Source organism: Micromonospora sp. ABR4_055 (genome assembly GCF_056160425.1).
In genome coordinates, this window is the sequence record NZ_JBSWXD010000126.1 from 1 (window position 1) to 20,777 (window position 20,777).

Below are 20,777 nucleotides of genomic sequence, written 5' to 3' on the forward strand. Positions count from 1 at the left end.
CCCACTGTTCGGTGGGGGGGGCAGCGGAAAAGTTCTAGGGGGGGGGGGGGTGTTGTAACCTTTGTTCCGGGTCGGGGGGGGGGAGCGGTCGGGCCCCCCGGGTCAGGACGGTCAGGTGCCGACGGTCAGACGCCGGTGATCGAGGTGATCCAGTCGCGGCTGGCAGCGACCGAGGAGTAGTTCTGCGAGCTCGACCCGTTGGAGTTCGAGCAGACACCAACCTGTTGTCCGTTGTAGAACTGCGGACCGCCCGAGTCCCCCTGCCAGGCGATGCCGGTCACCGGGGAGCTGCGCAGCGCCGGTCCCTCGTACGCGTCCCGGCCCCGCACCGACACCACCTGCACCGAGGCTGTTTTGAGCTGCGGCGACAGGTGACAGTTGAGGCAGGTACGGCCCCAGCCGTAGATGGTGTTGGTCGAGCCGACCGGCGGGTCGCTGCTGGCGAGCGTGACGTACGTGGTGCTGATCGGTGTGCTGAGATACAGCAGCCCGATGTCGTATAGGTATCCGTACTGGGAGTAGGTCGCGCTGACCGCGCTCACCTGGCCGCCGGTGGCGTGATGGACACTGCCGGCCCGTACCGACATCGAGCCGCCGATGCAGTGCTCGGCGGTGAGCACCCAGCGGGAGGCGATCATCGAGCCGGAGCATCTGAACGAGCCGTCGCTGTAGACAGCGGCTGCCCAGGGCGCTGACAAGACGGTGTCGCCGCCGATGATCTGCTGCGGTGCGCCAGCGGCTGTCGACGGAGTCGTGACGGCGGCCACGAGTGCCGTCACGGCCACTACCAATAGTTGACGGAGACGCAAGGCGGTGCTCCTCACTGAGCGGACACCCAGCCCTGGCGTCCCACTCATCAAAGACCCCCGGCAATGATCTTATCGCTGACGGTATCGATGAACAATGCGCATTCACCTGCATAGATTGCAGCGTGGCCGGCCGGACGCCGGACCGGCATCGTCGACACCCGGGATCGGACGGTAGTGCCGGCGCCGAGCCCGAAATGCGCCTAGTATCCGTAATCAGAGTGTCCCGACGACCGTCGGAAGTGCGATCGATGCGACCTGGCGACAACGACGGCGCCGACGCCGACGGCCGGGAGACCGGGCACGGCACCCGCGACCATTCGGAGCACGAGGAGACCGAGCTCGACGACACGGAACGCGACACGATGTTGCGCCGGCTCGCCGACCGTCTCGACAAGCCGCTCGGTGTCCTCGGTGTACTGTTCCTGCTGCTGGTGATCGGCCAGTTCGTCACCACCCATCCGCCGACGGCCGCCGTGCTCGGCGCGGCCAGCTGGGCCTTGTGGGTGGTCTTCGTCGCCGAATTCTCGCTGCGGGCCTGGTTGGGCCGGCATCACCCGGGCCGGTTCTGGCGGCGCAACTGGTGGCAGCTGCTCTTCCTGGCCGTTCCGGTGCTGCGGTTCGCCCGGGTGGCGTTGGCCTTGCGGACGGCCCGCGCCGGTGCGGCGATCACCGCGGCGGTACGGGGTTCACGCTCCGCCGGCCGGTTGCTCACCGACCGGCTCGCCTGGCTCTTCGCGGTGACGGTGAGCCTCATCCTCGCCGCCGGCCAGCTGCTCGTGGTCTCCGGCTCCTATCCGAGCTACGCGCAGGCGCTGCACGACGTCACGCTCACCACGATCACCGGTCAGCGGATGGCGGCGCGGGATCCGTTCGCCCAAGGCCTGGAGCTGATTCTGGCCGCGTACTCGGTCGTCGTCTTCGGCACCCTGGCTGGCGCGCTCGGTGCCTACTTCCTCAGCAACCGAACGACTCCCGGCGACGACCGCGGTGGCGACAGCAACCGGGACCAGGCGGCCACCTGACGGGCGGCCCGGTCCCCGTGGTGCGGGCGGGGACCGGACCGCCAGGTACGTAGCGCCGTCAGGTGGGCGGCACTGCCTGTCAGCCGGTGACCGTGTTGAGCGCGGCCAGGTAGCCGTCGCGGTAGCCGGCGGCGTTCGGGTGGTACGCGGCGATCAACGCGGAGAAGTCGTTGATCCACGGGCTGCCGGCGCAGACGCCGTGCCCGGCGAACTGCGGCCGGGTGTCCACGAAGGTGGCCCCGGCGGCCGACGCGCGGGCGGCGGTGACGTCGGCCAGCAGGTCCGCCGCGTCGTTGATGATGGACCGCTTGGTCAGACTCATGCTGAACAGGCCGCAGTAGCGGACCTCGTCGAACAGGCGCGGGTAGCCGAGCACGATCAGCTGCGCGTCCGGTGCCCGCTGTCGGATGGCGGCGTAGGTGGTGTCGAGCCGGCCGGGCAGTTCGGTGGTGGCGAACCGTTCGGCCCGGTCGACCGCGCTGGCGCAGGAGGACTCGCTGCCCAGCCGGCAGCTCAGCACGACGTCGGCGAATCCGGCGTCGTTGCCGCCGATGGTGATGGTGACCATCGTGGTGCCGGCGTCGAGCGCGGACAGCTGGTTGTCGAGCACGTCGTCGGTGACCGCACCGCCGCAGGCGACGAAGCGGAAGCTGGCCGGCGCGTTGGCGGCCGCCCACAGCGGCGCGTACGAGCGGTCGCTGCGCAGGCAGGTCGTCTCGTAGGGGCCGGCGCCGACGCCGGAGGAGAACGAGTCGCCGAGGGCGACATAGTGCACGGCGGCGGGTGCGGCGTGCGCCGGAGCGGTGGCCGCGCCGATGCCGACGCCGGTGGCGCCGAGGGTGACGGCCAGCGCGACGGCGGCGCGGGCCAGGGGACGAAGGGGCATGGACGGACCTCACAAGGATGGGGGGATCCTCGTGGCCGCGCGCGTGGCCGTGGGGAGTAACGGTTGTTACTAGCCGGTAATGCTATCGAAACATCCGCATCCCCGAAAGAGGAACGGCCCCACCGAAGACCAGCAGATCTTCAGCAGGGCCGAACGGAACGGTCCTGGTCAGCGGGCGGCGAGTGGCTGCGCCGTCGGCACCACCGGTGCCGGCAGCTCCCCCACCCCACCGAGGTACGAGTGGATGGCGGCCGCCGCCGCCCGTCCCTCGGCGATCGCCCACACGATCAACGACGCCCCCCGGTGCATGTCACCGGCGACGAAGACCCCCTTGGTGGCGGTCTGCCAGTCACCGTCGGAGTCGATCGCCCCGCGCCGGTTACGGACCAGCCGCAGCTGCTCCAGCAACGGCTGCTGCTCGGTGCCCTCGAAGCCGATCGCCAGCAGCACCAGGTCCGCCGGCAGCTCCCGCTCGGTGCCCGGCACCACGGTCAGGATCCGCTCGCCGTCACGCTTGGTCACTGTCACCTCGGCGATGCGGACCGCCCGTACCGCGCCGGTGCCGTCGTCGACGAACTCCTGCACCGCGACGGCGAAGACCCGCTCGCCGCCCTCCTCGTGCGCCGGGTACTCGCGCAGCACCCACGGCCAGGTCGGCCACGGGTCCCGGGCCTCGTCGCGGGCGCTCGGCGGCTCCGGGTAGAGGTCCAGCTGGTAGACCCCGGCCGCACCCTGCCGGTGCGCCACCCCGAGGCAGTCGGCGGCGGTGTCACCCCCGCCGATGATCACCACGTGCCGGCCGGCCGCGTCGATCGCCGGCCGGTCCACCGGTACGCCGTCCACGTGCGATGACCCGGACTCCGACGGCGGCTCGACGGCCACCACCCCGGCCGCCTCGGCCGTGCGGGCGTGCGCCGCCGCAGCCGCCACCACCCGGTTCGACTCGACCAGGTGCTCCATCGCCAGGTGCACCCCGCGAAGCGCCCGGCCCGGCGTCGCCGGGGTGTCCCGGCCGGCCAGCGCCCCGCAGGCCAGCAGCACCGCGTCGTGGTCGGCGCGCAACTGCTCGGCGGTCACGTCGACGCCGACGTTCACTCCGGTGCGGAACTGCACGCCCTCGGCCGCCAACTGGGCCAACCGCAGATCGATGTGCTCCTTCTCCAACTTGAAGTCGGGGATGCCGTACCGCATCAGGCCGCCGATGGCGTCGTCACGCTCGAAGACGGTGACCGCGTGCCCGGCGCGCGCCAGCTGCTGGGCGGCGGCCAGCCCGGCCGGGCCGGAACCGACCACCGCGACCCGCCGCCCGGACGGCTCCGGCACCGGATGCGGAGTGACCAGACCGGCGCCGACCGCCCGGTTGATGATCTCCACCTCGACCTGCTTGATGGTGACCGGCGCGCCGCCGGCGATACCCAGCACGCAGGCCGCCTCACAGGGCGCCGGGCAGAGCCGGCCGGTGAACTCCGGGAAGTTGTTGGTGGCGTGCAGCGACTCGATCGCCGACGCCCAGCCACCGGTACGGACCAGGTCGTTCCAGTCCGGGATGCGGTTGCCCAGCGGGCAGCCGTCGTGGCAGAACGGAATGCCGCAGTCCATGCAGCGGGTCGCCTGCTCGCGGATCAGCTCATCGGTGGCCGGCGGGTAGACCTCCCGCCAGTCCATGATCCGCACCGGCACGGGTCGGCGATGCGGCAGCCGCCGGTCGATCCGCAGGAATCCGGTCGGGTCAGGCACGAGCCACCTCCATGACGGCCTCATCCACGTCACGGCCGGCGGCTTCGGCGGCCCTCATCGTCTCCAGCACCCGTCGGTAGTCGCGCGGGACCACCACGGTGAACTCCTCCACCGCCTCCGGCCAGCGCTTGAGCAGCGCCTCAGCCACCGCCGAGTCGGTCTCGGCGAAGTGCCGCTCGACCAGCTCACGCAGCATCGGCTCGGCGTCGGCGGCCACCGGCTCCAGATCCACCAGCTCCCGGTTGACCAGGTTCTCGTCGAGGCGCCACAGGTACGCCGTACCGCCGGACATGCCGGCGGCGAAGTTGCGCCCGGTCGGGCCGAGCACGACGACCGTACCGCCGGTCATGTACTCGCAGCCGTGGTCGCCGACGCCCTCGACGACGGTGACCGCACCGGAGTTACGCACCGCGAACCGTTCGCCGACCCGCCCGCGGAGGAACAGCTCACCGGCGGTCGCCCCGTACAGGATGGTGTTGCCGGCGATGATCTGCTCCTCGGCACCGGCGCCACCGGGCGCCGCGAACGGGGCCGCCGGGTCCGGGCGGACGATCAGCCGACCACCGGACAGGCCCTTGCCGACGTAGTCGTTGGCGTCGCCGACCAGCCGCAGCGTCACCCCGCGCGGCAGGAACGCGCCGAACGACTGCCCGGCGGTGCCGGTCAGGGTGAACTCGATGGTGTCGTCGGGCAGCCCGGCCCCGCCGACCCGGCGGGTCACCTCGCCGCCGAGCATCGCGCCGACACTGCGGTGCTCGTTGCGGACCGGCACCGACGCCCGCACCGGGGTCCGCTCGGTCAACGCCGGTCCGGCCAGGGTGATCAGCTCGTTGTCCAGGGCCCTGTCCAGACCGTGGTCCTGGGCGCGGACGCCGCGCAGCGCGGCACCGGCCGGCAGCGCCGGCACGTGCAGCACCGCGGACAGGTCCAGGCCCCTGGCCTTCCAGTGCTCCACGGCCGGCGTGGTGTCCAGCAGGTCGGCCCGGCCGATCGCCTCGTCGATTGACCGGAAGCCCAGCTCGGCCAGGTAGCCGCGGACCTCCTCGGCGAGGAACAGGAAGAAGTTCTCCACGAACTCCGGCTTGCCGGTGAAGCGTTCCCGCAGCACCGGGTTCTGGGTGGCGATGCCGACCGGGCAGGTGTCCAGGTGGCAGACGCGCATCATCACGCAGCCGGAGACGATCAGCGGGGCGGTGGCGAAGCCGTACTCCTCGGCGCCGAGCAGCGCCGCGATCAGCACGTCCCGGCCGGTCTTGAGCTGGCCGTCGACCTGGACGGTGACCCGGTCACGCAGCTTGTTCAGCAGCAGCGTCTGCTGGGTCTCGGCCAGGCCCAGCTCCCACGGGGTGCCGGCGTGCTTGAGCGAGTTCAGCGGGGACGCACCGGTGCCGCCGTCGTGCCCGGAGATCAGGATGACGTCGGCCTTGAGCTTGGCGACGCCGGCGGCGACAGTGCCGACGCCGATCTCGCTGACCAGCTTGACGTGCACCCGGGCGGCCGGGTTGACGCACTTGAGGTCGTGCACCAGCTGGGCGAGGTCCTCGATCGAGTAGATGTCGTGGTGCGGCGGCGGGGAGATCAGCCCGACGCCGGGGGTGGCGTGGCGGGTCTTGGCGATCCACGGCCACACCTTGTTGCCGGGCAACTGGCCGCCCTCACCCGGCTTGGCCCCCTGCGCCATCTTGATCTGCAGGTCGTCGGCGTTGACCAGATACTCACTGGTGACACCGAACCGGCCGGAGGCGATCTGCTTGACCGCCGAACGGCGGGCCGGGTCGTAGAGCCGGTCGACGTCCTCGCCGCCCTCGCCGGTGTTGGACCGCCCGCCGAGACGGTTCATCGCGACGGCGAGGGTCTCGTGCGACTCGGCGGAGATCGACCCGTAGCTCATGGCGCCGGTGGAGAACCGCTTGACGATCTCGCTGGCCGGTTCGACCTCGTCGATCGGCACCGGCTCGCGGACCCCGTCGCGCAGGGTGAACAGCCCACGCAGCGAGCCGGCCTCGGCGGCCAGGCCGTCGACGGTGGCGGTGTAGCGGCGGAACACGTCGTACTGCCCGGAGCGGGTGGCGTGCTGCAGCAGGAACACCGTCTCCGGGTTGAACAGGTGCAGTTCACCTTCACGCCGCCACTGGTACTCGCCGCCGACGTCGAGGCGGCGGTGCGAGCGTTCGGCGCTGTTCGACGGGTACGCGCGGTCGTGCCGGGCGGCGACCTCGGCGTGTATGCCGGACAGCCCGACCCCGCCGACGGTGCCCGGGGTGCCGGCGAAGTAGCGCTCGACCAGCCGGGGGTCCAGGCCGACCGCTTCGAAGACCTGGGCCCCGCAGTACGAGGAGACCGTCGAGATGCCCATCTTCGACATGATCTTGAGCACGCCCTTGCCGAGCGCCTTGACGTAGTTGCCGATCGCCTCGGTGGAGGTGATACCGGCCAGCGCGCCGGTGGCGATCAGGTCCTCGACCGACTCGAAGGCCAGGTACGGGTTGACCGCGGCGGCGCCGTAGCCGATCAGCACGGCGGCGTGGTGCACCTCGCGGCAGTCGCCGGACTCGACGAGCAACGCCACCTGGGTGCGGGTCTGCTCACGCACCAGATGCTGGTGCACGGCGGCGGTGAGCAGCAGCGACGGGATCGGCGCCAGGTCGACGGTCGAGTCCCGGTCCGACAGGACGAAGATCCGTACGCCGTCCTCGATCGCCTCGGACACGTGCCGGCAGATCTCGGTGAGCCGGGCCTTGATGCCGGCGGCGCCGTCACGCAGCGGGTACAGGCCGGAGACCCGGACCGCCTTGAAGCCGGGCAGGTCGCCGTCCTCGTCGATGGACAGGATCTTGGCCAGCTCGTCGTTGTCGATGATCGGGTACGGCAGCACGATCTGCCGACAGGACGCCGGACCCGGGTCGAGCAGGTTGGCCTCCGGGCCGATGGTCGACTGCAGGCTGGTCACCATCTCCTCCCGGATGGCGTCCAGCGGCGGGTTGGTGACCTGGGCGAACAGCTGGTGGAAGTAGTCGAACAGCAGCCGGGGCCGGGTCGACAGCGGCGAGATCGGGGTGTCGGTGCCCATCGATCCGATCGGCTCGATGCCCTTGCGAGCCATCGGCGCGATCAGGATCTTCAGCTCCTCCTCGGTGTAGCCGAAGGTCTGCTGGCGGCGCTGCACCGAGTCGTGCGCGTAGACGATGTGGTCCCGCTCCGGCAGGTCCCGCAGGTCGATCAGGCCGGCGTGCAGCCAGTCGCCGTACGGGTGGGCGGCAGCCAGCTCGGCTTTGATCTCCTCGTCTTCGACGATGCGCCCGACGGCGGTGTCGACCAGGAACATCCGGCCCGGCCGCAGCCGGCCCTTGGCGACCACGGTCGCCGGGTCGAGGTCGAGCACGCCGGCCTCGCTGCCCAGCACCACCAGGCCGTCACTGGTGCGCCACCAGCGGCCCGGCCGCAGCCCGTTGCGGTCCAGCACCGCACCGACCAGCTCACCGTCGGTGAAGGCAACCGAGGCCGGACCGTCCCACGGCTCCATCAAGCTGGCGTGGAAGCGGTAGAAGTCACGCTTCGCCGGCTCCATCCCGGGGTCGTTCTCCCAGGCCTCCGGGATCATCATCAGTACGGCGTGCGGCAGGCTGCGCCCGGCCAGGTGCAGCAGTTCGAGGACCTCGTCGAAGTTAGCCGAGTCGGACGCCTGCGGGGTGCAGACCGGGAACAGCCGGCGGATGTTGCCGGGGATGTCACCGGTGGCGAGCAGTGCCTCGCGGGCGTTCATCCAGTTCTTGTTGCCCCGGATCGTGTTGATCTCGCCGTTGTGCGCGATGAACCGGTACGGGTGCGACAGCGGCCAGGACGGGAACGTGTTGGTGGAGAACCGCGAGTGCACCAGGGCGATCGCGCTGGCCACCCGCTCGTCGCGCAGGTCGGGGTAGAACTCGGGCAGTTGGTCGGGGGTGAGCATGCCCTTGTAGACCATGGTCCGGCCGGACAGCGACGGGAAGTAGGCGGTCGCGCCGCGCTCGGCGCTCTCCCGCTCGGCCTGCTTGCGTACGCAGAACGCCACCCGGTCCAGGTCCAGCCCGGCCAACGGAGTGCCGGCCGGGCCGGCCGCCGAGTCGGTCAGCCGCTGCGCGGACAGGAAGAGCTGCGCGATCCGGGGGCGGGCGGCGTCGGCGGTCTCGCCGAGCCCGTCCGGCTGCACCGGCACGTCCCGCCAGCCGAGCACGTCGGCGCCCTCGACCAGGGCGTACTTCTCGACGATCCGGCGGACCCGGGCCTCGTCGGCCGGTTCAGCGGGCAGGAACACCAGGCCGGTGGCGTACTGCCCGGCCGGCGGCAGGTCGAAGTCGACGACGGCCCGCAGGAACTCGTCCGGGACCTGGATCATGATGCCGGCGCCGTCACCGGTGTTCTGCTCCGCACCCCGCGCACCACGGTGGTCGAGCCGGCACAGCGCGGCCAGGCCCTTGGCCACCACGTCGTGCGAGCGGCGGCCGTTGAGGTCCGCCACGAAAGAGACACCACACGCGTCGTGCTCGTGGGCGGGGTCGTAGAGACCCTGCGCCGGCGGCTGGGATGCCTGCGGCGGGCAGGGGTGCGGTCCCTGCGGGTACGGAAGAACCACCGGGCCTCCTGTCGTCACTCGCGCATGAACAGGTTTCGGGACGACGTCGGCCCTGGAGAGTTTTCTGAGTCTACGTGAGGGGCCACCGGACATCACCAGTGCGAATTGATCACACGTCCATTGTATGGGACGTGTAGTCTCACAAGGTGGCCAACCAGGAGAACGCACTCCTCGATCGGCTGGACCGGTTCTGCGATGCCGTACCGCGTGCTGCCGCCCGCCCCGAAGAGCTAGGTGACTATGTACTTTTCGTGCGGAAGGAGGAGGCGGGTTGGCCGTTCTACGCCCGTCCCCGGGTAGGCGTGACCGCACCGCCGGCCGCCGCCGACATCACCACCGTACGCGCCCGGCAGCGCGAACTGGGCCTTCCCGAGTCCTTCGGATGGATCCACGAGATCAACCCGGACCTGCTGGCGGTGGCCAGGTCGGCCGGGCTCGGCGTGCGCCAGGCTCCGCTGATGGTGCTCGACCCGACCGCTCTGCCCCCGGTTGACCGGTTCGCCGACCGGCCGGTGCGGCTGCTCGACCCGGACTCATTCGGCTTCGCGGCCGATCTCACCACCTGGTTCACCATCGCCCAGGCGGCGTTCGGCCCGTCCGGCGGCACCGGCACCGGGCTGCCGACCGTCGGCGCCGACGCCCCCGAGATTGTTACAGTGACATTTCCCACTGTCGACAATGGCGGTCCCGGCGTTGGCGCACCGGACCCGGCCGGGCAGCCCGCGCCGGCCTCCGGCGGGCTCGCCACCGCCGCCCCACCGGCCCCGACCATCGTCGACCCGGCCCTGCCGGACGCTCTGGTCGAGCACGAACGGTCGGCGATCGCCGACGGCAGCCACACCATCGCCCTGGCCGTGCTGCCGGCCGGCGGCCAGCCGGCCGCCGTCGGATCACTCAACCGGGTCGACGACGTCGCCGAGATCGTCGGCGTCGGCACCGTGGCACCGGCCCGACGTCAGGGCCTGGCATCGGCCGTCACCGCCGCGCTGGCCCGGCACGCGCTCGCCACCGGCGTCGACCTGATCTTCCTGGCCGCCGGCGACGACGACGTGGCGATGCTCTACCACCGGCTCGGCTTCCGCCGGGTGGGCACCTCCTGTGTCGCCGAGCCCACCGCCCACCCCGGCGGCTGACCGGCCCACACCCCGCAGGCGACCAGCCCACTCGCCGCGGGCAACACGGTCAGGACGGCGGCGGCTGCCACTGCGCGGCGGTGGCTGCCACACTGCCCATCAGCCGCGGGCTGATGGTGCCGAGCGTTGCGTCCCGGGCCCGCAGCGCCAGCCGGCCCCGCGCCGACAGCACCGCCGCCATCCGCCGGGTCTGGCGCACCATCGCCACCGCCCGTGGCCGGCGCAACCGGCTGTACGACTCGACCGCCGCAGCCAGCGCCGGACCCGGCACGGTGTCCCGCACCAGGGCGCACAGCGTCGCCGCGTCCTCGAACGCCAGACAGGCGCCCTGCCCGAGATGGTGCGGCATCGCGTGTGCCGCGTCACCGAGCAGCACCACACCGCCCGGCCCGACCGGGAACCCGTACGCCGGGGGTAGCGGCCGCAGCTCGCGGACCTCCTGCTGGACCAGGTCAGCCGGCTCGGTGGCGGCGAGCAGCTCGCCCACCGGGGCCGGCCAGCCGGCGAACCAGCGGCGCAGCAGGGTCAGCTGGGTCGCCGGCGGCTCCGGGCGGGAGGCCCCGGCGGCCGTCGCCACCCAGTAGATGCCGCCCCGGCTGGAGCCGCCGGCCGAACCCCGCTCACCCAGCGACGCCGAGACGAACCGGTAGCCGGCGCCGAGTATCTCGCCGCCGACCTGGCCGGCGGCCAGCTGCGGCGCCCGGTACCAGGGAATCACCGCCCGCCAGGCCGAGCACCCGGAGCTGACCACCGAACTGCCCGGGGCCAACGCCGGACGCAACGCGCTGTGCACACCGTCCGCCGCCACCACCAGATCGGCCTCGACGACGCCCCTGCCGATGGTCACCGCCGGCCGGTCCACCGCCGGCCGCAGGCCCTTCACGGTCACCCCGGTGCGGATCTCGGCCTGCTCGCCGAGACCGGCGATCAGCGCGTCGTGCAGATCCTCCCGGTGCACCACCACGGGGGCGCGGTCCTCCGGCTGCGGCCGGGGCTGCACCAGCCACTGCCCGTCGGGGCGACGTACCCCGGTGTGCGACACCGGGGTGGCGATCGCTTCCAGCCCGGCACCGAGGCCCAACGCCCGCAACGCGCGAACACCGTTGGGCCAGAGCACCAGGGCGGTGCCGTCGGACCGGACCCGGTCCTCACGTTCCAGCAGGGTGACCCGCCAACCGGTGCGGGCCAGGGCACCGGCGACCGCCAGACCGCCGATACCCGCCCCCACCACGACCGCAGTACGCATCCCGCCCCCTCTCCCCCGGTCGGCCGGCGCCCGCCGACCGGCGGTCAGCTTCCGGTCTTGCCGGTGCCGGCACCGGTCTCGGCGTCGGCTCCAGCGACGCCGTCGGTGCCGGTGCCGGTCGCGGTGTCGGTCGGCTCGGCGGCCGACGGGTCAGCGGCCGGCTCGGTCGCGGCCGCCGGAGTGATCTCGGCCGCCGACGTGGCCTCGATGCCGGTCCCGGCGGTGGTCTCGGCCGGCAGCTCACCGGTGCTCTCGTACCGCCGGAACTGTTCCTCGGTGACCACCCGGTAGCCGGCGGCCAACTCGGCGGCGGGTTTCTTGCCCGACACGTCGACCTGGGACACCTCACCGGCTGCCCCGGATCCGGTCGCCCCGCTCTTGGCCGGCCCGGCGGTGCCCGAGCCAGCGGCGCCCGAGCCAGCGGCGCCCGGCCCGGCCTCGTCCGAGCCGGCGTCGGCCGACGTCGACCCGCCGACGGGCGGCATCGGCCGGCCCTCCTCGTCCAACGGGACGAGGAACTGCTGCGGGCCGCGTACCCGGACGAGATAGACCAGCGCGGCCAGGAAGACCACCGCCGAGGTCCACACGTTCAGCCGGACACCGAAGATCTCGTTGGCCTCGTCGGTCCGCATCATCTCGATCCAGAACCGCCCGGCGGTGTAGCCCGCCACGTACACCGCGAACGCCCGACCGGCACCGAGCTTCCAACGGCGTTCGGCGAGCAGCACCAGCGCGGCGACACCGACGTTCCAGATCGCCTCGTACAGGAACGTCGGGTGGTACAGCCCCGGCTCCAGCACCGGGTTGCCATCCGGGTCGCGCAGCGCCTGACCGGGGTTGCTGCGGTCCATCTGGTGCACCTGCAGGCCCCACGGCAAGGTGGTCGGGCCGCCGTACAGCTCGTTGTTGAACCAGTTGCCGAACCGGCCGACGGCCTGGGCGAGCGGCAGGCCGGGAGCGAGCGCGTCGGCGATCACGCTGAGCGGGATGCCCAGCTGTCGGCCGGCCAGCCAGGCACCGACCGCGCCACCGGCGACAGCGCCCCAGATACCGAGACCGCCCTGCCAGATGTAGAACGCCTCGATCGGGTTGCCGTTGGCTCCGAAGTACGCCTGCGGCGAGGAGATGACGTGATAGAGCCGGGCACCGAGGATGCCGAACGGCACCGCCCAGATGGCGATGTCCAGCACCGCCCACGGCCGGACCCCGCGCTGGCGGAGCCGGTACTCGGTGACCGCGCTGGCCACCACGATGCCGAGGACGATGCAGAGCGCGTACGCCCGGATGGGAATCGGACCAAGTTGCCAGACAGCGGTGGCCGGGCTGGGGATCGCGGCGAGTGTCACGGGTGCACACGCTACCGTCGTGGACCCCGAACCAGTGACCCCCGGTCAGCCAGCGTCAGGCGTGTCGCCGGCTGACCAGGTCACGGTGCCTGCTTTGCCAAGACGCCCAACCCGCTTCACCGGGTCACGGCACGTACCCCGGCGGCGAGTTCACCGCTGAGCGACCGCAACGCGGCCAGCCCGGCGGGCAGGTCTGCCCCGTCCAGCAGGCACCGGATCAACGCGCTGCCGACGATCACCCCGTCGGCGAACGAACCGACCTCGGCCGCCTGGGCACCGTTGCCCACCCCGAGACCGACGCCGACCGGCAGGTCGGTGAGCTGGCGCAGTCGGCTGACGAGGGTCGGTGCCGCGCCGGACGACTGCTCGCGGGCCCCGGTGACACCCATCAGCGCGGTGGCGTAGACGAAACCCCGGCAGTGCCGCACGGTCATCGCCAGCCGCGCGTCGGTCGACGACGGCGAGACGAGGAAGGTCCGGTCCAGGCCGTACGCGTCCGAGGCGGCCAGCCACTCGTCCGCCTCGTCCGGGATCAGGTCCGGGGTGATCAGCCCGGTGCCGCCGGCCGCCGCCAGGTCACGGGCGAAGGCGTCGACGCCGTACCGCTCGATCGGGTTCCAGTAGGTCATGGTCACCACCGGCGCGCCGGTCGCGGCGACTGCCTCGATGATCCGCAGCGCGTCGGCGGTGCGGACCCCGCCGGCCAGGGCGATGTCGCTGGCCCGCTGGATCACCGGGCCGTCCATCACCGGGTCGGAGTAGGGCAGCTCGACCTCGATGACGTCGACCCCGGCGTCGACCATCGCCCGCATCGCGACGATGCTGTCGTCGACGCTGGGGAAGCCGGCCGGCATGCAGCCGACCAGCACGGCGCGGCCCTCGGCCCGGGCCTTGTCGAACGCCACCGAGATGCTCATCGGTCCTGCCCGTCGAGTCGGTCCTGCCCGTCGAGAATGCCGAAGTAGGCGCCGGCGGTGTGTACGTCCTTGTCGCCGCGCCCGGAGAGGTTGACCACGATGGTCGGCTCGCGCCCCAGCTCGGCGGTGAGTTCCGGGATGATCCGCAGGGTGCCGGCGAGCGCGTGTGCGCTCTCGATCGCCGGGATGATCCCCTCGGTGCGGCAGAGCAGCTGGAACGCCGTCATCGCCTCGGCGTCGGTGACCGGCTGGTAGCGGGCCCGGCCGGCGTCGTGCAGCCAGGCGTGCTCCGGCCCGACCGCCGGGTAGTCCAGCCCGGCCGAGATCGAATGCGAGTCCAGGGTCTGCCCGTCGTCGTCCTGCAGCAGGTAGGTACGGGCACCGTGCAGCACTCCGGCGGCACCGCCGGTGATGCTGGCCGCGTGCCGGCCGGTGGCCACCCCGTCCCCGCCGGCCTCGAAGCCGTACAGCCGGACCTGGTCGTCGCCGACGAAGGCGTGGAAGATGCCGATGGCGTTGGAGCCGCCGCCGACGCAGGCGGTGACCGCGTCCGGGAGCGCGCCGAGGCTGTCCAGGCACTGCTGGCGGGCCTCGTCGCCGATGCCGCGCACGAAGTCGCGGACCATCACCGGGAACGGGTGCGGGCCGGCGGCGGTGCCGATCAGGTAGTGGGTGTGGTCGACGCTGGCCACCCAGTCACGCAGCGCCTCGTTGAGCGCGTCCTTGAGGGTACGCGACCCGGTGGTCACCGGCACCACGGTGGCGCCGAGCATCCGCATCCGGGCCACGTTGAGTGCCTGCCGTTCGGTGTCTACCTCGCCCATGTAGACCACGCATTCGAGGTCCAGCAGGGCGGCGGCGGTGGCACTGGCCACACCGTGCTGACCGGCGCCGGTCTCGGCGATGATCCGGGGCTTGCCCATCCGCCGGGTCAGCAACGCCTGGCCGAGCACGTTGCGCACCTTGTGCGCGCCGGTGTGGTTGAGGTCCTCCCGTTTGAGCAGCACCGTCGCGCCGACCTGCGCGGACAGCCGCTCGGCCCGGTAGAGCAGCGACGGGGTGCCGGCGTAGTCGCGCAGCAGTCGGTCGAAGTCGGCCCGGAAGCCGTCGTCGGACATCGCCTTGCGGTACGCGACATCCAGCTCGTCGAGGGCGGCGATCAGCGCCTCCGGGACGAAGCGTCCGCCGTAGCGGCCGAAGTGGCCGGTGTCGTCGGGCAGCGCGGCGGACCCCACGCCGGTGCCCGGCGCGTCGACGCCGGTGACGTTCGGGGCGTTCATCGGACCGGCCTCGGCGTCGCCGGGTGGTTGCCGGCGTTGACCAGCTCGGCGACCGCGTCCCGGGGGCTCTTCTGGGTCACCAGGCCCTCACCGACCAGGACGGCGTCGGCGCCGGCCGACGCGTACCGGATCAGGTCGTGCGGCCCGCGCACCCCCGACTCGGCGATCTTGACGACACTGTTCGGCAGCCCTGGCGCGATGCGTTCGAACACCGACCGGTCCACCTCCAGGGTGCGCAGATCACGGGCGTTGACCCCGATGACCTGGGCGCCGGCTTCGAGGGCCCGGTCGGCCTCCTCCTCGGTGTGCACCTCGACCAGCGCGGTCATGCCCAGCGACTCGATCCGCTCCAGCAGACCGACCAGCACGTTCTGCTCCAGCGCTACCACCATCAGCAGGACCAGGTCGGCGCCGTGGGCGCGGGCCTCGTGCACCTGGTAGCTGGAGACAATGAAGTCCTTGCGCAGCACCGGCACGTCGACGGCGGCCCGTACGGCGGTGAGGTCGTCCAGTGAGCCGCCGAACCACCGCTGCTCGGTCAGCACGCTGATGCAGCGGGCACCGCCGGCGGCGTACTCCGAGGCAAGGTCGGCCGGGTCCGGGATGTCGGCCAGCGCACCCTTGGACGGCGAGGCCCGCTTGACCTCGGCAATCACCCCGACCCCAGGCTTGCGCAGCGCTGCGCAGGCGTCAATTGGCGGCGGCGCGGCGGCGGCGAGCTCACGGATCCGGCTCAGCGGGACCAGCCCTTCGCGGCGTTGTACCTCGGCTCGGACGCCGGCGATGATCTCGTCGAGCACTCCGAGCGCCGGCGCCGACGGTCCGGCGCTGTCCTCCTGGTCAGCAGTCACCAACGGACTCCCCTCTCCGGGTGTCATGCGCCCGATGCTAGGTGGCGACGCAGGTGAGCCGGAGTCGGGGGTATGGCGCGCCTCACCATCTGGGCTGGGGCATAATGCCCAACTTTTGTGAGAAGGGCGTCACCCACCGTGCCAACGACCAACCGGGGGCCGGGCCACCCGGGCAGCACCGGACCCCATCGACACTGATCATATCGTGTCGGCGGTGCCGGCTCCGCTGTGGTGCAGATCAACACCGGTGGTACGGGTGCCGCCCGCCCCGTTGGGCGATAGTTGACCTGCGGGTCACCGCTGTGAAACAGCCCCCGGTCAGCATGGGTTCGGGCAGACTGGTCGGCGGTAGCCGCCGGCCACGCAACCACCTGGGGGACGCCATGAGCAGCACACCACGGGACGCCAATGTCGACCTGATCGCCATCCCCCGGGCCGTGGTCTCGCTGGCCGCCGAGGTCGTGCACACCATGGAACGGGCCGTGGTCGGCGATCACCGGGTACGTACCGCCAAGGGCAACGCCTGGGAGGCGATCTGCGCCGACCGGGCCCGCGCCCACCAGCGGGACGAGATCCGCCGGCTGGTGGCCACGCTCGCCGCCGCCCGGTCCGTCGAGGTATCCGACGCCGCTGATGAGCCAACCGCCATCGCTGAAGCCGCCACCGTCACCGGTCGGCGCCCGGGTCGTCGTCAGTCGGGTCCTCGCCCCGGTCCAGAGCGTTCCACGCGTCCAGCGTCGACCGGCTAGACCGGCCGCCGGACCGGCTCCGCTCGTACCGGGCGCCCATCGCCGGCCAGTGCCGGGAGCGCAGCGCGGTGACCAGCCCACCGGCGGCGAGCAGCACCGCACCGATCACCGTCGACGCCGGCCACTGCGGGGCCGACACAGTGCTGTCCGTCGTCGGACCGGTCGGACCGGCACCAGCGACCAGCACCGTCAGCCCACCGGCCGCCAGCGCCACGCCGAGTGCCGCGAGCAGCGCGCCGACCAGCCGCCGGGCCAGCCCTCGGGTGGCCAGCACCGCGCCGGTGCCGGCCAGTCCGACCAGGGCGACGGCCGGCAGCCACGGCAGCACGTCGGCACCGGTACGGGCCACCTCGACCGCCGGCAGCGGCGCCGGACGCCCGGTCACCTCGACCGCCCAGTCCCGTCCAGCGGCGTACATCACCAGGCCGGCTCCGGCCAGACAGGTGACGGCGGTGCCGGCGAGGGCCCGCCCCGGCGCGGCGGACATGCCCGGACCGGTCACCGGGCCGGACGCAGCGTCTCGGCGGCGGCGATCGCGACCAGCACCGCCGCTGCCTTGCTCTGCGTCTCCCGTTCCTCGGCGGCCGGATCCGAGTCCGCCACGATCCCCGCGCCGGCCTGCACGTAGGCGCGGCCCCGGCGAATCAGCGCGGTCCGGATCGCGATCGCCATGTCCAGGTCGCCGCCGAACCCGAAGTAGCCGACGGTGCCGCCGTACAGGCCACGTCGGGTCGGCTCCAACTCCTCGATGATCTCCATCGCCCGGACCTTCGGCGCACCGGACAGGGTGCCGGCCGGGAAGGTGGCCGCCAGCGCGTCGAACGCGGTCCGGTCCTCGCGCAGCTCGCCCACGACCGTCGACACGATGTGCATCACGTGGCTGTACCGCTCGACGGTGGCGAACTCGGGCACCTCGACGGTGCCCGGCCGGCAGACCCGGCCGAGATCGTTGCGGCCCAGGTCGACCAGCATCACGTGCTCGGCACGTTCCTTCGGATCGTTGAGCAGCTCGGTGGCGAGGGCGGCGTCGACCTGCGGGGTGGCGCCCCGCCGCCGGGTGCCGGCGATCGGGTGCAGCATCGCCCGCCGGGTGCCGCCGGCGGTGACGGTGACCTTGAGGTGCGCCTCCGGCGAGGAGCCCACCACGTCGAAGTCGTCGAACCGCAGCAGGTACATGTACGGGCTGGGGTTGGTCGCCCGCAGCACCCGGTAGACGTCCAGCGGGTCGGCGGAGGTGTCCCGCTCGAACCGCTGAGCCAGCACGATCTGGAAGCACTCGCCGACCCGGATCGCCTCCTTGGCCTCCTCGACCGCCTTGGGGTACGCACCCGCGGCGGTGCGGCTACGGGCCGCCGGCCCGGGCGCGGCGGGCGCGTCCATCATCGACACCATCGGCGGGTTGGGCCGGGACAGCGCGGTCGTCATCGCGTCGAGCCGGCCGATCGCGTGGTGGTAGGCGGCTGCCGCAGTGACCGGGTCGGCCGCCGCCGGCAGGACCGCGTTGGCGACCAGGATCGCCGTACCGTCGAAATGGTCGAGCACCACCAGGTCGGTGGCGAGCAGCAACCCGAACTCGGGCAGCGCGAGATCGTCCTCGGTGTGCTCGGGGATCCGCTCCAACCGGCGGACGAAGTCGTAGCTGAGGTAGCCGACCAGGCCGCCGGTCAGCGGCGGCAGGCCGCCGCCGACCGGGTCGGTGTCCGGGGCCGGCCCGGTCAACGCGGCGACGGTCGCCCGCAGCACCTCGACCGGGTCACCCTCGGTGGGCACCCCGTCGGGCGGATCGCCGAGCCAGTGCGCACCGCCAGCTGACTCGGTGAGCGTCGCCGCGCTGCGTACCCCGATGAACGAGTAACGCGACCAGGCGGTGCCGGCCGACCCGGCACCCTGTTCGGCGGATTCCAGCAGGAAGGTGCCGGGTCCGCCGGCGAGCTTGCGGTACACCCCGACCGGGGTCTCGCCGTCGGCCAGCAGCCGTCGGGTGACCGGCACCACCCGACGCTGCCGGGCCAGGGTCTGAAAGGTCGGCTCGTCCGGGCTGACCGTACCGGTGATCATCGATTCTCCTGAGGGTCGGCGATGGTGCCGGTCACCGGCAGCTCGTCGAAGAAACAGTTACCGGCCCCGGTGTGGCAGGCGGCGCCGACCTGCTCGACCGTGACCAGCACCGCGTCGCCGTCACAGTCCAGCCGCACCGACCGCACGTACTGGTGGTGCCCGGAGGTGGCGCCCTTGACCCAGTATTCCTGCCGGCTGCGCGACCAGTAGGTGGCCCGGCCGGTGGTGAGGGTGCGGTGCAGCGCCTCGTCGTCCATCCACGCCATCATCAGCACCTCGCCGCTGCCGTGCCGCTGCACGATGGCGGCGACCAGGCCGTCGGCGGTGCGGCGCAGCCGGGCGGCGACGGCGGGATCGAGCGCGGAGCTCCGCGGCGGGTCGCCGGGCGCGGGCCGCCGGGCGGTGGTCGGTGGGCCGGCTGCCGATTCATCTGGTACGGACACAGTGCCCGATTGTTCCGTACGCCCCGACCGCTGTGGCGCGGCCTCCGGCGTGCGGTGTCGTGAGCCCGACAGCGGTCGGCCGGAATCGACGGTTCGGGGGCTGTGCCGGTACGGCTTCCGGAGTACCTTGGCTGTGCGCCGCCACGGTCCAGGTCTGCGGGCACATCCACTGCCCGGCGGGCCCCGGCCCCGGTGCCCGCCGATCGCACCTTCCGCTCAGGGTTACTGCACCTGGGCCGGTGGTCTGTGTCTGCCGGGCCTGTCGGCTGTGGCCGGCGCAGCGAGTCGGCGCACCACCCAGCACCACGCCCGTGCGGACGGCTCCGGTCACACCGGGACCGGGTCGCCCCCGCCGAAGCGGACGGAGGATCAGCAATGCAGCCCACCCCCACCCCTGCACACGCCGGGCCGGTGAAGCCGGAGGAGACCGGCGCAGGTTCGGGTCCCGTGCACGGCACCCCGGTGCCGACGCCCCGAACCGCCTTCGACGACAACCCGATCAACGAGGCGACGACGGAGATCCCGATGATCGTGCCGAAGCCGGCCGACCGCAACGGTCCGAGCCCGTTGCCGCCGATCGCCACGCAGCTGCTCGGTGGCGGCGCGGCCGTCCCCGACGCACCCGAGCACCAGCAGTCGGCTCAGCAGGACCCGGCGGAGTCCGCGGCGACAGCGCCCGCCGGGGCAGCGGGAGACCCCGACGGCCCGGCGGGCGGCCCGGCCGACGGCGAGGACGACGGCGAGGACGACGACCGGGGCGCGCCGGCTGCCGCGACGGCGGTGGCCCAGGACGAGCCGCCGGCACCAGTATCCGGCCAGCCGGACGACCAGGCAGACGACCAGGCGGACGACGACCCGACGTCCGGGCAACGGGCGGGGACCGACGCCGAGTCGGACGGGGAGGATTCCGGGCCGGTCGACCAGGACGCCGCAGCCGCCGGTCAGGAGAGGAACGGCGACGGGGATCCGACCGCCGGCCCGGATGGGCAGGCCGACCCGGTTGACGACGAGCGGTCGGGCCCGACGGCCGGGGCGGATGACGACCCGGCGGACGACGAGGAGACCGTCACCGCGCACGGCGACGCCGGCGATCTGTTCTACGCCGCCGACGACGGCTTCGACGAGGACGACGACGAGGAGTTCGACGACGAAGACGAGGATGCGGACGAAGACGACGACGAGGACGAGGACGAGGACGAGGAGCAAGCTGCCATGCTGACCACAGTCGAGGAGCCGACCGGCCCGGCGGCCGGGCACGACGAGGAGCCGGTAGCGGTCCGGCCGGCGCGGCCGGGTGACGTGACGCTGCCGCCGATCACCATCTGGACCGAGGACGCCGCCGACGAGCTACGCGACGAGTGGCACGAGATCAAGGCCCGGTTCGTCGACGAACCGGAGGTCGCCCTGGCGCAGGCTCAGTCGCTGGTCGGGCACACCGTCCGTACGCTGGCCGAGCGGCTGCTGGCCGAACAGGTCGAACTTGACCCGCACCGGCACAACGAGACGCCGGACACCGAGTCGATGCGGATGGCGTTGCGGCAGTACCGGGAGTTCCTGGACCGGCTACTCGCGATCTGACCCTGTGGGTGGTGGGGGGGGGGGGGGGGGGGCGCCCCCCCCCCCCCCAAAGCGCGCCCCCCCGCACCCCCCCCCCAACTCTCCAACGGGGCTGCTTCCCCACCCCCCCC

15 protein-coding genes and 1 pseudogene are annotated in these 20,777 nt (G+C 72.6%); 4 read left to right on the forward strand and 12 right to left on the reverse strand.

Going from position 1 to position 20,777, the window contains the following annotated elements; all coding sequences use genetic code 11:
* Nucleotides 1-125 precede the first annotated feature (125 nt).
* Nucleotides 126-809 carry a S1 family peptidase gene (locus tag ACXAHD_RS24010; RefSeq protein ID WP_289213160.1) on the reverse strand — a complete coding sequence of 228 codons (684 nt, stop codon included), beginning with the start codon at nt 807-809 and terminating at the stop codon, nt 126-128.
* A gap of 248 nt (nt 810-1,057) precedes the next feature.
* On the opposite strand from ACXAHD_RS24010, the gene ACXAHD_RS24015 reads away from it, so the two are divergent.
* Nucleotides 1,058-1,831, forward strand: a complete 774-nt coding sequence (locus ACXAHD_RS24015; RefSeq protein WP_289213161.1) for a hypothetical protein — start codon at nt 1,058-1,060, stop codon at nt 1,829-1,831.
* A 79-nt stretch (nt 1,832-1,910) separates the two neighbouring features.
* On the opposite strand, the gene ACXAHD_RS24020 is transcribed toward ACXAHD_RS24015, so the two are convergent.
* From ACXAHD_RS24020 to gltB, 3 genes are all read right to left on the reverse strand, one after another.
* Entirely contained in the window at nt 1,911-2,717 is an 807-nt protein-coding gene (locus ACXAHD_RS24020; protein WP_289213162.1) for an SGNH/GDSL hydrolase family protein, read from the reverse strand.
* A gap of 168 nt (nt 2,718-2,885) precedes the next feature.
* Nucleotides 2,886-4,454, reverse strand: coding sequence for a glutamate synthase subunit beta (locus ACXAHD_RS24025; protein WP_281550551.1), 1,569 nt, complete (start codon nt 4,452-4,454; stop codon nt 2,886-2,888).
* On the reverse strand, nt 4,447-9,066 hold the full coding sequence (gene gltB / locus ACXAHD_RS24030) for a glutamate synthase large subunit (RefSeq protein ID WP_475053325.1): 4,620 nt from the start codon (nt 9,064-9,066) through the stop codon (nt 4,447-4,449). The genes ACXAHD_RS24025 and gltB overlap by 8 nt, the downstream gene beginning before the upstream one ends.
* A gap of 146 nt (nt 9,067-9,212) precedes the next feature.
* On the opposite strand from gltB, the gene ACXAHD_RS24035 reads away from it, so the two are divergent.
* Nucleotides 9,213-10,199, forward strand: coding sequence for a GNAT family N-acetyltransferase (locus ACXAHD_RS24035; protein ID WP_475053327.1), 987 nt, complete (start codon nt 9,213-9,215; stop codon nt 10,197-10,199).
* A gap of 49 nt (nt 10,200-10,248) precedes the next feature.
* On the opposite strand, the gene ACXAHD_RS24040 is transcribed toward ACXAHD_RS24035, so the two are convergent.
* The 5 genes from ACXAHD_RS24040 to trpC all read right to left on the reverse strand — a co-directional run bounded on the left by ACXAHD_RS24040 (nt 10,249) and on the right by trpC (nt 15,788).
* Nucleotides 10,249-11,445 carry an FAD-dependent oxidoreductase gene (locus tag ACXAHD_RS24040; protein ID WP_281550554.1) on the reverse strand — a complete coding sequence of 399 codons (1,197 nt, stop codon included), beginning with the start codon at nt 11,443-11,445 and terminating at the stop codon, nt 10,249-10,251.
* 44 nt (nt 11,446-11,489) lie between these two features.
* Complete coding sequence (gene lgt, locus ACXAHD_RS24045; protein WP_475053330.1) at nt 11,490-12,791, reverse strand: prolipoprotein diacylglyceryl transferase; 1,302 nt, start codon at nt 12,789-12,791, stop codon at nt 11,490-11,492.
* Nucleotides 12,792-12,907: 116 nt separating this feature from the next.
* Nucleotides 12,908-13,708 carry a tryptophan synthase subunit alpha gene (gene trpA / locus ACXAHD_RS24050; protein ID WP_475053332.1) on the reverse strand — a complete coding sequence of 267 codons (801 nt, stop codon included), beginning with the start codon at nt 13,706-13,708 and terminating at the stop codon, nt 12,908-12,910.
* On the reverse strand, nt 13,705-14,988 hold the full coding sequence (trpB, locus tag ACXAHD_RS24055) for a tryptophan synthase subunit beta (protein WP_475053334.1): 1,284 nt from the start codon (nt 14,986-14,988) through the stop codon (nt 13,705-13,707). Before trpB ends, trpA begins: the two co-directional genes overlap by 4 nt.
* Entirely contained in the window at nt 14,985-15,788 is an 804-nt protein-coding gene (gene trpC, locus ACXAHD_RS24060; protein WP_281555624.1) for an indole-3-glycerol phosphate synthase TrpC, read from the reverse strand. The genes trpB and trpC overlap by 4 nt, the downstream gene beginning before the upstream one ends.
* A gap of 434 nt (nt 15,789-16,222) precedes the next feature.
* Between trpC and ACXAHD_RS24065 the strand changes: the two are divergent.
* Nucleotides 16,223-16,465: pseudogene (locus ACXAHD_RS24065) on the forward strand (hypothetical protein); the annotation flags it as partial.
* A gap of 40 nt (nt 16,466-16,505) precedes the next feature.
* On the opposite strand, the gene ACXAHD_RS24070 reads toward ACXAHD_RS24065, so the two are convergent.
* From ACXAHD_RS24070 to hisI, 3 genes are read right to left on the reverse strand one after another with little or no spacing between them, the layout of a single operon-like run.
* Nucleotides 16,506-17,075, reverse strand: a complete 570-nt coding sequence (locus tag ACXAHD_RS24070) for a Trp biosynthesis-associated membrane protein (protein WP_475053336.1) — start codon at nt 17,073-17,075, stop codon at nt 16,506-16,508.
* A gap of 11 nt (nt 17,076-17,086) precedes the next feature.
* Nucleotides 17,087-18,646 carry an anthranilate synthase component I gene (locus ACXAHD_RS24075; protein WP_281550559.1) on the reverse strand — a complete coding sequence of 520 codons (1,560 nt, stop codon included), beginning with the start codon at nt 18,644-18,646 and terminating at the stop codon, nt 17,087-17,089.
* On the reverse strand, nt 18,643-19,089 hold the full coding sequence (gene hisI, locus ACXAHD_RS24080; protein ID WP_281550560.1) for a phosphoribosyl-AMP cyclohydrolase: 447 nt from the start codon (nt 19,087-19,089) through the stop codon (nt 18,643-18,645). The genes ACXAHD_RS24075 and hisI overlap by 4 nt, the downstream gene beginning before the upstream one ends.
* A 375-nt stretch (nt 19,090-19,464) precedes the next feature.
* On the opposite strand from hisI, the gene ACXAHD_RS24085 reads away from it, so the two are divergent.
* On the forward strand, nt 19,465-20,667 hold the full coding sequence (locus ACXAHD_RS24085; protein WP_475053339.1) for a hypothetical protein: 1,203 nt from the start codon (nt 19,465-19,467) through the stop codon (nt 20,665-20,667).
* Nucleotides 20,668-20,777: the final 110 nt, after the last annotated feature.